This window comes from Deltaproteobacteria bacterium (assembly GCA_019308905.1).
Classification (GTDB): Bacteria; Desulfobacterota; BSN033; order WVXP01; family WVXP01; genus JAFDHF01.
The window spans coordinates 96,008-111,089 of record JAFDHF010000002.1 but is presented as its reverse complement, the minus strand read 5'-3'; the positions used below and the strand labels follow the sequence as shown (position 1 = coordinate 111,089).

9 protein-coding genes are annotated in these 15,082 nt (G+C 57.6%); 8 read left to right on the top strand and 1 reads right to left on the bottom strand.

Annotation, left to right across the window (positions count from 1 at the left end; translation table 11 throughout):
- The first annotated feature begins 7 nt into the window (after window positions 1–7).
- The 3 genes from JRJ26_01505 (at window position 8) to JRJ26_01495 (ending at window position 5,338) form a co-directional block, all read left to right on the top strand.
- A complete protein-coding gene (locus tag JRJ26_01505) occupies window positions 8–1,195 on the top strand; it encodes a saccharopine dehydrogenase NADP-binding domain-containing protein (protein MBW2056151.1) in 1,188 nt (395 codons plus the stop codon).
- A 180-nt stretch (window positions 1,196–1,375) separates the two neighbouring features.
- Window positions 1,376–3,259, top strand: a complete 1,884-nt coding sequence (locus JRJ26_01500) for a hydantoinase B/oxoprolinase family protein (GenBank protein MBW2056150.1) — start codon at window positions 1,376–1,378, stop codon at window positions 3,257–3,259.
- Between the two features lie 3 nt (window positions 3,260–3,262).
- A complete protein-coding gene (locus JRJ26_01495; protein ID MBW2056149.1) occupies window positions 3,263–5,338 on the top strand; it encodes a hydantoinase/oxoprolinase family protein in 2,076 nt (691 codons plus the stop codon).
- Between the two features lie 13 nt (window positions 5,339–5,351).
- On the opposite strand, the gene JRJ26_01490 is transcribed toward JRJ26_01495, so the two are convergent.
- Complete coding sequence (locus JRJ26_01490; GenBank protein MBW2056148.1) at window positions 5,352–5,882, bottom strand: Lrp/AsnC family transcriptional regulator; 531 nt, start codon at window positions 5,880–5,882, stop codon at window positions 5,352–5,354.
- Window positions 5,883–6,540: 658 nt separating this feature from the next.
- Here JRJ26_01490 and JRJ26_01485 point away from each other — a divergent pair.
- From JRJ26_01485 to JRJ26_01465, 5 genes are all read left to right on the top strand, one after another.
- Complete coding sequence (locus tag JRJ26_01485; GenBank protein MBW2056147.1) at window positions 6,541–8,289, top strand: aldehyde ferredoxin oxidoreductase family protein; 1,749 nt, start codon at window positions 6,541–6,543, stop codon at window positions 8,287–8,289.
- Between the two features lie 80 nt (window positions 8,290–8,369).
- Complete coding sequence (gene gabT, locus JRJ26_01480; protein MBW2056146.1) at window positions 8,370–9,668, top strand: 4-aminobutyrate--2-oxoglutarate transaminase; 1,299 nt, start codon at window positions 8,370–8,372, stop codon at window positions 9,666–9,668.
- A 92-nt stretch (window positions 9,669–9,760) separates the two neighbouring features.
- The gene (locus tag JRJ26_01475) at window positions 9,761–11,317 is read left to right on the top strand and encodes a long-chain-fatty-acid--CoA ligase (GenBank protein MBW2056145.1); all 1,557 of its coding nucleotides are present in this window, start codon (window positions 9,761–9,763) and stop codon (window positions 11,315–11,317) included.
- A gap of 347 nt (window positions 11,318–11,664) precedes the next feature.
- On the top strand, window positions 11,665–12,918 hold the full coding sequence (locus tag JRJ26_01470; GenBank protein MBW2056144.1) for a hypothetical protein: 1,254 nt from the start codon (window positions 11,665–11,667) through the stop codon (window positions 12,916–12,918).
- A gap of 156 nt (window positions 12,919–13,074) precedes the next feature.
- Window positions 13,075–15,072 carry a choice-of-anchor D domain-containing protein gene (locus tag JRJ26_01465; GenBank protein MBW2056143.1) on the top strand — a complete coding sequence of 666 codons (1,998 nt, stop codon included), beginning with the start codon at window positions 13,075–13,077 and terminating at the stop codon, window positions 15,070–15,072.
- Window positions 15,073–15,082: the final 10 nt, after the last annotated feature.

Genomic DNA, 15,082 nt, shown 5'->3' with positions numbered 1-15,082 from the left:
GAGAAAGATGAGAGTCGCAGTCGTTGGCGGGGCAGGAGCCATGGCACGGACCATAGTGAGGGATCTGAGCGAGAATGCCGGGGTAGAGGAGATTCTCCTTGCGGATTATCAGGGTCAAAAGGCGGAAGAGGCAGCGGCCTCGATGGGGGATTCCCGTATCAAGGGAGCCTTCGTCGATGCGTACAGAGTCGACGAAACGGCGGAACTGCTCAAGGGATATGACGCCGTGATCAATGCAGCCCAGTACTATGTCAACCTGAACGTCATGAAGGCCTGCCTCAAGGGTGGCTGCCATTACAACGATCTCGGAGGGATGTTCCATACAACACGGCGGCAGCTGGAGCTTTTCGACGATTTCGAGAAGGCCGGGCTCACGGCCGTTCTGGGGATCGGAGGAGCTCCGGGGATCACCAACGTTCTGGCCCGGTACGGCTACGACCAGCTCGATACGGTGGAAATCGTCCGCCTGAGCGACGCGAGTATCGATATGACCGACACCAAAGGAGTGGAAGCCTTTGTACCGCCGTACTCGATCAGGACGATCATGGAGGAGTACTCCGATGACTGCGTGGAGTTCATCGACGGGGAGTACAGGACACTTCCACCCATGTCCGGGGCCATGGAGATCGACTTCCCGGAGCCCATCGGACGGCGGACCTGCATCCATACCCTTCACTCCGAGCCGGCCACTATCCCCGCTTCATTTGGAGACAAAGGGATCAAGGAGGTTACCTGGCGGTTGAGCCTCCCGGCTGAATTCGAACAGAAGGCCCAGTTCCTGGCCTCCCTCGGTTTCGCGAGCAAGGAGCCGGTCGAGGTGGGCGGTGCCAAGGTGACTCCCATCGAGGTGCTGGCTGCCGTGGTCGACAGGCATGTCAAAGAGAAGATGGCGGGTGTGGAGCTTGCACTCAACGATATGGAGTGTCTTCGGGCCCAGGTGATCGGCAACAAGGACGGGAAAAGGACGGAATACGTGATCGACTGCATCATCAGAACCCACAGCCGATGGGGTTTTTCTTGCGGAGAAGTGTCAACGGGTGTACCGCCTTCCATCACGGCCCGGATGCAATCGGAAGGAAGGGTCCGACCGGGCGTGTGGGGCCCGGAAGGAGCAATCGACCCAAAGTACTTTTTCCGAGAACTGGCAAAGAGGGAGATGAAGGTCCAGGCCACCAAGAAGGAGGATCTCACCTAGTCACCGGGAGTCTGGTCAATTGCCGTCGCGATACGGCTTTCCCGTTGCAGTTCCGTATCGAGTGGCTCAATTCTGCGACCTGACGGGAGGATTTGCCAGGAGGAAGAGCTGTAATCCTGACGAGCTTTGCACCGGACAGAGGAGGCCTGAGATTCCGTTGGATTCATAGGGGCAGGGGGAATGCAACAGACCATAGATTTTCCGCCGTATGCTGTCGAAAAGATAACCAGCGAGATCGAAGAAGGGGAGATACAAGGCATACCCGGTGCGCTGGAGACCGGAGATGCGGAGGTCGACCCGATCACCTTTTCGGTGGTCGTGGCAAGAGCCGAAGGGATCATGAGCGAGATGACCGAGACGATTCTCGCTACTGCGCGGAATCCGATTCTCTACGGCGCGAAGGATTTTACGTGCACTTTACTGAATGCAAGGGCAAAGGTCCTGTTCATGTTCGACTGCCTCCCCGTGCACGTGGGAACCCTGAGTCCCGCCTTGAGATGGGTCATAAGGTCTTTTGGAGACGACATTCATGAGGGGGATGTTTTCGTCAATAACGCCTCTTTTGCCGGCAATGCACACGTCGGCGATTGGACGATGTTTGCTCCTATCTTCTACAAGGGAAAATTCGTTGTCTGGGCGGTCAACAAGTGCCACCTGATCGACATAGGGTGCCCGTTGCCCACGACAGGCGATGTCTATGCCAAGGAGATCTACCAAGAGGGGATGCATTTCCCTGGTGTGAGACTGTGCCGCAACCATGAGATAATTCCGGACCTGATTCGCTTTATCGGTTACAACTTCCGGTATTCAAGACAGTGGTACGGAGATTTCCTTGCCCAGACCGGGTCTCTGTGGGTCGCCGAGAACAGGGTCATAGAACTCTGCGACCGGTTCGGCTACGATACCGTGAAAGGGTGTTTCGAAGAGACCCTGAGGTACGGCGACAGGAAGATGAGGGAGGAAATCAGGAAATTTCCCAAGGTGACCGTGGAAGAAGAGATGATCAGTGAGAAAATCGAGGAGTTCTGCCCGGAAGGGGTCAACCTTAGAATGAAACTATCCATTGACCCGGACAGGGGTGTGATCACTTTTGACTACAGAGAGATGCCCGATCAGCTTGAGTGTTCCTATAACTTGACCTATGCGACGGCGAGGTGTTCGGCCATTCAAGGTACGCTTCCCGTACTCGATCCCAGCCTCCCCCTCAATGACGGGGTCATGGATCACATAGAGGTCCTGCTGAGAGAAGGTTCGATAGCAGGGATACCGCGATGGCCGGCCGCAACCAGTATAGCCACCACCGGTTTTTGCGACACCATCACGAATCTCGTGTTCAAGACGTGGTCAAAGATCCTGCCGGACCGTGCCATTGCCGGTATGGGCGAGTTTTCCGTCGCCAATCTCGATGCCTCTGGAGTCGATCCGTCGACCGGTGAGCCTTATGGACATCAGTACTATCTGGCGGCTGCCGCGGGCGGGGCAACAGAGGGCTTCGACGGGCTGCCCCACATGTTTGCCCCGTGTATTATGGGCAATATGGGGTATGAATTCATAGAGACCTTTGAGCTGGCGGTACCGAACATAGTCTGGGAGATCAGTGCCGCAAGGGACTCCGGGGGCCCAGGCAAATGGAGGGGCGGGGTGTCTGTGGGCCAGAGGATTCAACCGGTGAACCACGAGATGCTCCTCATATATGCCGCGACCGGGTACACGAACAGGCCCTTCGGGCTTTACGGGGGCCTTGCCGGTTCTTCGGATGATCATTGGATCGTCGACCATCACACCGGGAAAAGGTTGAGGCATCTTTCCAGCGCAGGCAACGCGACTGTCGGCCCTGATGAGGAGTGGGTGGCCGTGACCAGCGGGGGGGGCGGTTACGGCGATCCCGCGGAGCGGGACCCGGAGGCGGTCCGGGCCGATGTGAGAGACGGCTTCGTCTCCCTTGAGGCCGCGAGGGACATCTACAAGGTGGTCATCAATACAGAGCCAGAGTTGTTCGAGGTCGACTACGCGGCCACCGAGAAACTCCGGGAACAGGCCAAGAGAGAAGCCGAGGGGAAATGAGAGGTGGGATATAGAATCAGTGTGGATGTGGGCGGGACTTTCACCGATCTCGCGGTAGCGGATGACGAGGTCTTGTTGGGAAGGCATAAGGCACCGACCACTCCGGAGGATCTCACCCGGGGAGTCCTGGACTGCTTGACACTGGCCGGCAAGGGGTTGGGGGTCGGCCTCGAAGGTCTCCTAAGCAAAACCGATGTGTTCATCCACGGCTCCACCACGGCGACCAATGCCATTCTCGAGAGGAAGGGCGTCAAGTGCGGGGTCATCTGTAGTAGGGGAACCAAATACGTTCTCTGGCGTGGAGAGGGCCGTCGCCTGAACATATTCGATTACAAGGTTTCCCCTCCCGAGCCTCTGGTCCGGCCGTATCTCTGCCTGGAAGTGACCGAAAGGATGAACAAAGAGGGGAAGGTACTCGTTCCTCTTAGTGAGGATGAGGTCAGACGGGCTGTAGCTCAGTTCAAGAAGTGGGATGTGAAAACCATAGCAGTCTGCCTGTTGTGGTCCATAGTCAATCCCCGGCACGAACGACGGATCGGTGAGATAATCCGGGAAGAGTGGCCGAGCGTGTCCTACAGCCTCAGCTGCGAGGTCCAGCCGATTATCCGCGAATACCACCGCATGTCCTGCACTGTTCTCAACTGTATGGTTCAACCCGTCGTCACGGAGTATTTGAAGAGGCTTCGGGATACCTTATCCGAAAAGGGCTTCAGAGGGGATCCTCTGATCGTTGTGTCGAGCGGGGGACTGGTGCCGATCGAAGAGATCATGGAAAAACCCGTGTTCATGCTTTTTTCCGGGCCCTCCATGGGGCCTGTGGCAGGGCTGTACTTTGCAGAACAAAACAAGGAACAGAATTGCCTCGTGATCGATATGGGGGGGACAAGCTTCGATGTGAGCACGGTGATCGAAGGGCGGATAACAACGACGAGAGATGGAAGGATTCTCAACTACCCAACAGGTGTATCCGCTACGGAAATATTGACCCTCGGGGCCGGAGGCGGAAGTATTGCATGGGTGGACCCGGCAGGCAGACTCAATGTCGGTCCGCAGAGCGCCGGTGCGGTGCCCGGTCCTGCATGCTACATGAGGGGGGGCACGGAGCCCACGGTCACCGATGCCTGTGTCGCCCTCGGGTACATCATTCCCGGTTATTTCCTGGGCGGAAGGATGGCGATATCTCCCGAGTCGGCAGAGAAGGCGGTGGAAGAAAAAATAGCCTCACCTCTCGGTCTGAGTGTCAGGCAGGCGGCCATGGGCATCTACCAGGTGGCCAGAGAGAAGATGGTGGGCGGCATTCTGGATATGACGGTAAGGCGAGGTATCGATCCCAGGGAGTTTGTTATTGTTTCAGGTGGAGGCGCGACAGGGCTTTTTGCTGCAGGTCTTGCCAGGGAGATGGGGGTCAAGCGGGTTATCATCCCCAAGGAGACAGCGGTGCTCTGTGCCTTTGGCGGACTCAATGCGGATATAGCCTTGAGCAGCGTCGCCAGCAGGTACACCACCAGCAGAGATTTCGACTACGAGGGGGTTAACAGAATCCTGGGAGAGCTCGAAGAGAAGGGAAGAGCGTTCCTCGACCGGCTCGGGGCGCCGCCTGAGACCCGGGTTTTCGAGTATTACTCGGCCGCCAGGTATCCCATGCAGGTCATCGAACTCGAGGTTGCCCTGGAGGGTAGCAGGGCGACACCTGAGGTCGTGGCTCGCCTGGCCGAAGATTTCCACAGGGCCCATCTGGCAAGATACAAGACGGCCGATCCGCAGTCCAATGTGGAGTTTGTCATGTGGAGAAGTCTGGCCAGAAGCCTCACGCCGAGGATCGCCTTGCAGGGGCGGTCCAGTGGAGGTGGCGTTCCGTCCGACGCCTTGATCGGCAGGCAGCAGGCCTATTTTGAGGGAGAGGAGGATTTCGTGGAGACTCTCTGTTATGACGCCGATAAGCTTATGGCAGGTATGAAGGTTGCAGGACCGGCGATACTGGTCCTGCCGGATACGACCATCCTCGTTCCTGGTCGCTTCGAGATTTCCCTCCAGGAAGAGGGGTACTACGTCATGGAAGCCGTTGGCCAGCCCGGGTGAGCGGTTCGACGGGTCAAGGAATCTGGATCTCTCCTTGCTTTTCCTCCATGTTCGATAGCGAAGACCTCGGGTAGTCCAAGGCGGTACCCCAGTCGTAGCGCCTCTTGGCGTACCTTATGATCAACATTGTTTCTGTCCGAATGATACCGTCAATCTTGTTGATTTTTTCGTAGACCAGGTCATGGAGATCCTCGAGAGAACGGGTGTTGAATTCGATATCGATATCGGTGGCCCCTGTTGTTACAGCTATGTACCACACTTCGTGCAGCTTTTGTAACTCTCTTATGACGTTCTCGACTTCCTTGATGTCTATGCTGATCTTGATCGTTCCTACGATTCCGAATCCCAGTTTGAAAGGGTTACCTACGGCGACAACCTGTATGAACTCCTCTTCGATCAGGCGGTCCAGGCGCTTCCTGACCGTAGTCTCGGATATGCCGAGTTCCTTGGCGATCTGTGTATTCGGAAGTCTCCCGTTCTTCTGTAAAAGACCGATGATCTTGGAATCGATCTTGTCGAGTCTTTTTCCTGTTTTCTTTCGCATGGCAGGATCTCGTAACAGTCACTCACGGTTTTCGTTTCAATTTCTCCGGCCCTCGAAGGCAGAATCCCCTAGCCTTGGGGTATCCTTATAGGATCCGATACATGTTGTCTCTGAAGGAAAAGATCCCTGTGCAGGAGACGATACAGTCGAAACGTGCTGTGCAAGGAGAACAGGCGGCCGTCACAAAGAGCAAATTACCATATCCGGCGCTTCGGTTGCAAGCAGAAATCCATTGCAATCGGCTGTCTCTTTCTTTATCATGGTTTGCCTTGTGGGCGGTCTTGGAAACAGGAGGCTGAAGGTCATTAGGCATGTTCAGCCCGTCCCATGAGGGTGGTTCCAATCCGGTATTGTCGGGCTTTGAACCCGTATTTGAACGGGTGGTCTATCAGTCGGCGGATTCTACTGGGAGTCGTTGGGAGTGACCGGAACCGGGAAGATCCGTCTTTTCTCCCGTTGACTTCATGTCCTGTGCGAGATAAGAATGGTCCAGTTCGTAAGTACGGTAGCTCCATGGGAGGGGAGTCGTGCGCCTAGCCGGAGGGGGAGAGACCTCTGCTGGATCGCTCCCCACCTGGAAAAGAACCCGCCTCTGTGATAGACTGGGTTCCCGGTTTCTGAAGTGGAGGCGATTGCAGCGAGGATGGAGGTGTCGGGGATGAAGGGTTTTTTTGGCAGGATACTCTATATCGACCTCTCCCGGCGGACCTACAGGTCTGATGCCGTGGATGATTCGGTCTTGTCACGTTATCTGGGGGGCAAGGGGCTTGCCACCCACCTGCTCCTCGAGGGGAATCCGCCCGGTGTGGATCCCTTTTCTGAGGAGAACAATCTGATCTTTGCCTTGGGACCCGTGACAGACACCCCTGTTCATGGTTCGAGCAGGTACGGTGTATTTACCAAGTCGCCCCTGACGGGGTTCTACTCGGAGTCCTATTCAGGGGGGAAGACGGCGGAGCCCATGAGCAGGGCGGGCTACGATGCGATTGTCCTTTACGGGAAGAGTACCGAACCGGTCTTCTTGGAGATCAGCGACAGGGGTGTGGGGTTCCACGATGCTTCGGGTCTCTGGGGAAAGGGGACCTACGAGACCGAGGATGCTCTCCTGAAGGCAGTCGATGCCAGAGGAGCCAAGGCCGTTGTCATAGGACCCGCAGGAGAGAGCCTCGTGCGGTTCGCCCTCATCGGTAACGACCACTGGCGGTGTGCCGGTCGGACAGGGGTGGGGGCTGTCATGGGATCCAAGAAGGTTAAGGGGATCGTCTTCTACGGCGAGGCAAAGAGAGAGCTGGCCCATGGAGATCTCGTGGAGGAGTTCCGCAGGAAGACACTGGCCAAGGCAAAGGACAACCCGGGTGTTGCGGCCTACAGGAACCTGGGGACTCCCATGATGGTGGCCCTTCTCACACCTGTGGCGTCCTTTCCGTCCCGGTACTGGAGCCAGGGCAGATGCGAGCACTGGGAGAGACTGGCCGCCGAGACCATGAAGGAGAGACTCAGCACCAGGCCCAGGGCATGCAGCAAGTGCTTTATGGCCTGCGGAAAGCTCTCTGAGGTCCGGGAGGGGCGCCACAAGGGACTCAAGATCGAGGGGCCTGAATACGAGACCATCTATGCCTTCGGCGGACTCTGCATGATCGATCGTATCGAAGAGATCGCCTATCTCAACGATCTCTGCGACAACCTCGGCCTGGATACGATCACCGCGGGAAATCTGGCGGCCTTTGCCATCGAGGCCTCGCTGAGGGGAAGGATTCCGGACAGACTCGATTACGGCGATGTTGACGGCGTGGCCCGGCTTCTCGACGGAATTGTGAACCGGGATGGAATCGGCGCGGCTCTGGCCGAAGGAATCCGCTTTGCCAGTCGAGAGTGGGGACTCGAGGATCTCGCGATTCATGTAAAGGGGATGGAACCGGCAGGATACGATCCCCGATCTCTCAAGGGTATGGGGCTTGCGTTTGCAACATCGGACCGCGGCGCATGCCACCTGCGCACCACTTTCTACAAGCCGGAACTGGCAGGAATCAGCCCCCCTGATCGGATGGAGGGCAAGGCAAGGATCTTTGTCGACTACGAGGACCGGCTCAATATCTTCGATACCATGATCTTCTGCCGGTTTTTCCGGGATCTCTACCTTTGGGATGATCTCAGAGAGGTGATCATGGCCACCACGGGTCTCGACCTCAAAGAGGAAGAGCTCCGCAGGATCGCCTGCAACATCGCCGACGCGACGCGGGCTTTCAATATCCGGGAGGGACTCACCCGGGAGGACGATACCCTGCCGAGGCGTTTCTTTGAGGAGCCCATCGAAGAGGGAAGGATTTTCAAGAGAGAGGATTTTGATCGGCTTCTGGCAGAGTACTATCAACTGAGGGGTTGGGACGAAGAGGGAGTGCCGCCTTGAGGTTTTGGAATGATCAGGAGTCTCTTGGGGTTGTCCCCCCAGACAGCACCGCCCCGACAAATGAACAGAAGGAGGAAGACATGTCAAAGACGGAAGATCTCTTGAAAGCGCGGGAGGAGAATGTTCCCCGGGGACCATTCAACGTGACGCCTTACTTTGCGGCCGGGGCAAAGGGCGCGACCATCAGGGACGTGGAGGGTCGGGAATTCATCGATTTTGCAGGTGGCATCGGGGTGATGAACGTGGGCCACTGTGCTCCCCGGGTGGTAGAGGCGGTCAAGGATCAAGCCGAGAAATTCACCCATACCTGCTTCCATGTGGTGATGTACGAGTCCTACGTGGAACTTGCCAGAAAGATGAACCAGATCACTCCCGGCGCGTTTCCGAAGAAGACGATGTTTGTCAACAGCGGGGCCGAAGCGGTGGAGAATGCGGTCAAGATCGCCCGTTATGCAACCGGGCGGCCCGGTATTGTCGTTTTTGAGGACGCCTTCCACGGCCGGACCCTTCTGGCCATGACCCTGACGAGCAAGGTCAAGCCGTACAAGTTCGGGTTCGGACCATATGCGCCTGATGTCTATCGGATTCCCTATGCCTACTGCTACAGGTGCGCTTTCGGCCTCGAGTATCCCTCCTGCGAGCTCCGGTGCGCCGACTATCTGAAAGAGGTCTTCAACACCCATATCTCGGCCGAGAATGTGGCCGCGGTCCTGGCAGAGCCGGTTCTCGGGGAAGGCGGGTTCGTGGTCCCACCAGCGGGATGGCACCGAAAGGTCAAGGAGATCTGCGAGCAGAACGGGATCCTCTATATCGACGACGAGGTCCAGACAGGGTTCGGCCGGACCGCGAGGATGTTTGCCATAGAGCATTTCGGGGTGGAGCCCGATATCATAACCACGGCAAAATCCCTGGGGGGAGGGCTTCCCATCGCCGGGGTCACCGGGAGGGCCGAGATCATGGAGGCTCCCCATGTCGGAGGCCTCGGGGGGACCTTCGGGGGGAATCCCCTGGCCTGCCGTGCCGGGCTTGCGGTGATAGAGACCTTTGAAGCTGAGGACCTCCTCGGCCGGGCCGAGACGGTCGGCCGAAAGGTGATGGATCGTTTCAAGGAAATGGAGGAGACTTACGAGCTCATCGGGGATGTCCGAGGGGTGGGGGCGATGGTGGCCATGGAACTGGTCAGGGACCGGGTCACCAGGGAGCCGGCAAAGGAGGAGACGGGCCAGTTGGTGAAGAAATGTTACGAGAAGGGATTGATTACCATCTCCGCGGGAACCCACGGGAACATAATGCGGGCCCTTATGCCCCTGGTTATCTCCGACGACGAGCTCGACCGTGGACTTGCAATCCTTGAGGAATCGCTCGGAGAGATCGGGTGACGGCTTCCCGGCGGTTGTGGCGGTCTCCCGTGTTCCATGGAGTCCGAGCAGGCGCACCGTGCCTGGAGTGAGTTCCTGAAGGGGAGAGGTCCATGGTTTTGAGAGAACCCCTGTCCAAGGCGGCGCGGCTCTTCCACAGGAAGGAGGCGATCGTCTGTGGGGAAGAGCGGTTTACCTATGGCGAGTTCATAGACCGGGTGTACCGTTTCGCGGGCGGTCTCGGCCGTCTGGGTATCGGCAAGGGGGGGAAGGTCGCAATCCTCCACCCCAACTGTCATGTCTTCTTGGAGTCCTATTTCGGCACGGCGATTACGGGAGCAGTGCTGGTCCCCGTCAACTATCGTCTCTCTCCCAGGGAGGTGGCGTTCATACTCGATGACTCCGAGAGCCAGCTTCTCATCGCGTCCCCCGAATTCGGCGAGATCGTGGAGCAAGTCCAGGCCGGAAGGCCTGGGGGCTGGAGGGTTCTTTTCAGCGGAGCGGGGGGGTCGTACGAGGAATTCCTTTCCGATTCCGGAGGAGAACCGCCTCCTCCGGTTTCTCTGGAAGGAGACGATCTGGCACAGATCTATTACACCAGCGGGACCACGGGCAGGCCCAAGGGGGTGATGCTGAGCCACAGGAACGTGGCGAGCCATGCCCTGGGGACCATTGGGGAACTTCACCTCACGGACAGTGATGTCTGGATTCACGTGGCTCCCATGTTTCATCTCGCCGATGCATGGGCCACGTGGGCGGTCACGTGGGTGGGGGCGACCCACGTGATGATCCCCCATTTTGAGGCCAGGCGGGTTCTCGAGACCATCGAAAGGGAAAGGGTCACGATCACCAATATGATACCCACCACCCTCAACCTCCTGATAAACGATCCCTCCGTGGGCCGGTACGACTGCAGTAGCTTGAGAGTCCTTTTGAGCGGAGGCGCCCCGATCGCTCCGCATGTGGTTCGGAGGATCATAGAGACCTTCGGGTGCGACTATATCCAGACTTACGGCATGACGGAGACCAGCCCCTATCTTACCCTCTCGATCTTGAAGGACCACCTGAAGAGGCTCCCATACGAGGAACAGTTGAAGTACAAGTCCAAAACCGGCCGTGAATTTATCGGCGTGGAGCTCAAGGTGGTGAGGGAGGACGGCACCGAGGTAAACCCCGATGAGAAAGAGGTGGGGGAGATCATCGTGCGGGGGGAGATAGTCACCTGCGGGTACTGGAAACAACCGGAAGAGACCCGGAAGGCTATCCGGGACGGGTGGCTCTACACCGGGGACATGGCCGTGATCGACGAGGAGGGCTACGTCACGATCGTGGATCGTAAGAAAGACATGATTGTCACGGGCGGAGAGAACGTCTACTCAACCGAGGTGGAGCATGTCCTCTACCAGCACCCTGCGGTTTTGGAGGCGGCGGTTGTCGGGGTTCCCGACGAGAAGTGGGGCGAGGCGGTCAAGGCGGTCGTCGTGCTCAAGGAAGGACAAACCGCCACCGAGGGGGAGATAGTGGCCTTTTGCAAGGAGAATCTCGCCCACTACAAGAGCCCGAAATCCGTCGATTTGGTCGATTCCCTTCCCAAGACCGGTTCTGGAAAGATCCACAAAAAGCTTATCAGAGATGCTTATTGGGAGGGTTACGAAAAAAAGGTCCATTGAGGTGCCGGGCCCTTTCCCGGGTTCCAACTCAGGCTCGGTTGGATGTCCAGGGCCCGACCTCATGTCCACCACTCGCACCGCGCTCCTTTCACGGGGAAACGGCCGTTTTTCTCTGTGGAGGAGTTTTTCCGGCCCTTGCAAGCCCGCCCCACCGCTTCCCTGATGTCGCTCAGGCATAAGGGTCTTCTCCGAAAGGGAGGAGACTCAAGGGATTTTCTTCTTGACATATCTTCTTAATCTGCTATATTCTCCGTAGATTTCTCTTGTAATTTCAATATCTTGTGTGAAGTTTTCTTCCCAATAGCGGTACTGTTTTTCACACATGGTATCCAGGAAAGGAGGAAATCATGAGGAGAAGAGACAAGAAAACAAACAGAGTCCTGGCGCTTCTTGGAATCGGTCTCCTTGTCTGTGCATTCGCCTCCGGGAGGCCGGCCTTTGCCGAGGGCCCATTCGCCTTTTCCCTTCCACTAGGGTGTCGGATTTCACACGGTTTGCCGGACCAAGCCGACACACTCATCTGTGTCCCCTCTGATTGGAACGGGGAGCTGATCGTCTATGCCCACGGATACCAGTTCCCACCGGATCCGGTGCTGCCGTGGGATGAACTCTCGAGGTTCCCGGACCTGGTCGAGCTCGTTGTCTCGAGTGGTTATGCCTTTGCCACGACTAGTTACAGCACGGCGGGAGACGCGGTGGAAGAGGCAGAAGGAGACATACTCGACTTGGTGGATCAGGTGGAAGACCAGGCCGGTTCCGCCTCCAAGGTATTCGTCGTGGGGGCTTCGGAGGGAGGCCTGATCGCTACGATGATGGTGGAGAAACACCCGGAAGTATTCAACGGCGGTGCACTGACCATGTGTGGGCCCATAGGAGGGATGCCCTTTCAGGTCAGGTACCTCGCCGATTTCCGAGTCGTGTTCGACTATTTCTTCCCAGGCGTTTTCCGGCATCCCGACGATCCGGCCACCCCCCTGTACGTCGATCCCGACAAATACGGCCCAGGGGAATTCGAATACGCTTACAACACCGCCTGCGGCAATTTCGACCCTTACCTCGTTGAAGGGATCACCGCGGCTCTCCTGGGCGGCGGAGAGAAGACCGATGATCTCTTCGACGTCACCAGGGCAGCACGGGGCATGTGGCCAGACCAGGACGTGGAGGCAGCAATCGGCATTCTGAAGTACAGCATCTGCGGGTCCGTCGACCTGGTAGACAAGGCCGGTGGAATGCCCTATGGGAACCGGTTCAGATGGTATAGGGGCACCGGCTCCTGGTGGGACGACAAGGAGCTGAATGCCGGTGTTGAAAGGGTCTCGTCCGACCCGGAGGCTAGGAGGTACGTGGCGGATTTCTACCGGCCGACCGGCGAGTTGGAGGTCCCGGTGGTATCGCTCCACAATCTGAAGGATCCGATCGTTCCGTACAGGCACGAGTTGATTTACATGGCCAGGGTGGCACTCAAGGGTCGATCCCGGTTTTTGAGGGCCTACCCGAGTCTTTTCAACCAGTACGGGCATTGCGAGTTTGCACCCGAGGAGGTCATCTTCGGCCTGGCCCAACTCGGCGTTGAGCTGAACCTCGACGGCTTGAGCCCCTAGGACTCGGATCCTTTCGAAAAGAGACTCGGGGGATGGGGCGTGCCCGTTTCTGTACGGTCGCCCTGTGGGCAATCCAAGGGAGATGGAAGATTCGGTCGCTGCCGGAAAATGGAGGCTGAACGGCAGGTATTCGGCATCTTTAGGAGGATTGAGGCTATGGGAAAAAAGTCGATTCCGGTTCTTTTGGTGTTGGTTTGTCTTGCCGTAGGGTTCAACGTACCTTCGCCCTCCTATGCTCAGTGGGCCAAGACCTATGGTGGGAGTCAACATGATCAGGCCTATTCGATCCACCAGACGACCGATGGTGGATACATCGTGGCTGGGCAGACACTCTCTTTTGGGGCAAGCGGATCATCCGATGTCTGGGTCTTGAAACTCGACCAGGAGGGAGAGATCGTCTGGCAGAAGACATACGGGGACATCTATTATGACATGGCCTACTCCGTGGAAGAGACCTTTGACGAGAGTGGGAGCCCCAATGGATACGTTGTCGCGGGTCAAAGAGGATCGTCGCCGGAGGAGGGGACGGGGGTCGACCTCTGGGTGCTGAGACTCGATCTGGATGGAAACGTTGTCTGGCAGAAAACCTATGGAGGGGAGAATACGGACGAAGCATTTTCCATCCAACAGACGACAGACGGCGGATACATGGTGGGCGGGCTGACTTTCTCTTTTGGAGCAGAAAGATCAGACTCATGGGTGTTGAAGCTCGACTCCGATGGGCAGATTGTCTGGCAGAGGACCTTTGGGGGGGCTAGGGACGACTATGCCTCTTGTGTTCGGGAGACATTCGACAGTACCGGAGCATCCGACGGGTACGTCGTGGCCGGCGAGACCAACTCTTTTGGCCCGGGGGCCGAGGGGGTCTGGGTCATAAAGCTCAACCCCGATGGAACGGTGGCGTGGCAGAAGAGCTACGGAGGGGACAATTACGAGTATGCCAGGTCTATACGGCAGACCACGGATGGCGGGTATATCGTAGCCGGCGGGACCACCACCTTTGGCGCAGGCGGCCCTCCGGAATCGGATTTTTGGGTCCTGAAACTCGACCCAACAGGGGGGATCATGTGGCAGAAGAGCTGTGGAGGAGAGGGTGACGACAGGGCGCACTCTATCTGCCAGACCGAAGATGGCGGATACATCGTGGCAGGTAAGACTTGGTCCTTCGGGGATTATCACTGGTTGATATTGAAGCTGGATAAAGTCGGAAACATATCCTGGCAGAAGGCCTACGTGGGGTACGGCTCCGGCAGGGGTTGTTCTGTCGAACAGACCGCAGACAGGGGATACATTGTGGGCGGCGGTACCGGGTATGCCGGCGATCTCCTGGTAATGAAACTCGATAGCTATGGGGAGATCCCCTATTGCCAGGCTGTGGGCACGAGCGAGGCCCGGGTTTTCGATACACCAGGTGTGGATCAAGTGACCACTGCCCCAGGGGCCAGCTCACCTGCCGCCCCTCTCAGTCCCCTCATCGCAGTAGGGGGCTCCTCTGCTGAGGTTTCTGTCGTTTGTGGCCCCCACATCGAGGTTTCACCTCTCGGCTATGATTTTGGTAATGTAGAACTGGGCTCCTCGGCTACGGTTCTGGTCGGCATCTCGAATCTGGGAAGCATAGGGCTGTCCGTGGACAGTATCGCCTTTCAGGATGGCAGCAGCAGCGATTTCTCGATTGCCTCGGGTCCGGGTGCTCCGACCGAAGTGCCTCCCGGTGAGACCCTTTACGTGGAGGTCATGTACACGCCGTCAAGCCTCGGGACTTCGTCTGCTCACCTTGAGATCAAGAGCGATGATTCTGGCGAGCCGACAGTGGTGGTAACCTTGAGCGGAACCGGGTTAGAGACGGAGATACCGCCTGGAGAACAGGTAGCCGAGATCCTTGAATTCTTCGACGAGTCGGTCGAAAATGGTACGCTTATCGGAAGTGGCCCGGGTAATTCGGCTGAAAAGAGGCTCCGCGCCCTGAGGAACATGATCGAGTCGGCAGGCGACCTGATAGAGGAGGGCGATATCGAAGAGGCGTGCGGCCAGCTTCGAGACGCTTACAGGAAGACCGACGGCGAGCCCAGGCCCCCGGACTTTGTTACGGGAGAAGCAGCGGGGGAACTCGCGGAAATGCTCCAGGACCTCATGGAAGATCTTGGATGCGGGTAAGGAGGCATGA